Consider the following 989-nt stretch of genomic DNA (forward strand, 5'->3'; position numbering starts at 1 on the left):
AGGATTCGACGTGCCTCGCGCGCTGATTACCGGGATTACCGGTCAGGACGGGTTGTATCTGGGTGAGTTGCTGACCGCGAAGGGTTATGAGGTGTTCGGGTTGGTGCGGGGGCAGTCGAACCCGAAGGTGGCGACGGTGGAGCGGCTGGTGCCGGGGGTGGTGTTGTTGGAGGGGGATCTGACGGATCTTCCGTCGTTGATCGGGGCGGTGGAGATCTCGCAGCCGGACGAGGTGTACAACCTGGGAGCGATCTCGTTCGTGGGGTTGTCGTGGAAGCAGGCGGAGCTGACCGGGGAGACGACGGGGATGGGGGTGCTGCGGGTTCTGGAGGCGTTGCGGATCGCGGGTGGTAACGACATGTCGGGGGTGCGGTTCTATCAGGCGTCGTCGTCGGAGATGTTCGGGAAGGTGCGGGAGACGCCGCAGCGGGAGTCGACGCCGTTTCATCCGCGATCGCCGTACGGGGTGGCGAAGACGTTTGGTCACTATCTGACGGTGAATTATCGGGAGTCGTACGGGGCGTTCGCGTGTTCGGGGTTGTTGTTTAATCACGAGTCGCCGCGGCGGGGGATCGAGTTCGTGACCCGGAAGATCTCGCGGGCGGTGGCGCGGATTTCGTTGGGGTTGCAGGACTCGTTGTCGTTGGGGAATCTGGAGTCGCGGCGGGACTGGGGTTTCGCGGGGGATTACGTGGAGGCGATGTGGCGGATGCTGCAGCAGGACGCGCCGGACGATTATGTGGTGGCGACCGGGGAGACGCACAGTATCCGGGAGTTGTTGGATGTGGCGTTCGGACGGGTGGGGATCTCGGACTGGTCGGGGTTCGTGCGACAGGATCCCCGGTTTTTCCGGCCGGCTGAGGTGGATGTGCTGGTGGGGGATTCGTCGAAGGCGCGGGAGGTGTTGGGGTGGAAGCCGCGGGTGGGGTTCGAGGAGTTGGTGGCGATGATGGTGGACGCCGACGTCGCCACCGAGACGGAATCGGCCG

The 989-nt window shown here is 64.6% G+C and carries 1 protein-coding gene; it reads left to right on the plus strand.

Annotated features, from left to right (window positions below; all coding sequences use genetic code 11):
- Positions 1-10: 10 nt before the first annotated feature.
- The coding region (locus AC08OX_RS06255; protein ID WP_476606939.1) for a GDP-mannose 4,6-dehydratase at positions 11-989 on the plus strand (979 nt) is incomplete at its 3' end.

The sequence above is a fragment of the Frankia sp. CoBUL1 genome, from assembly GCF_978021245.1.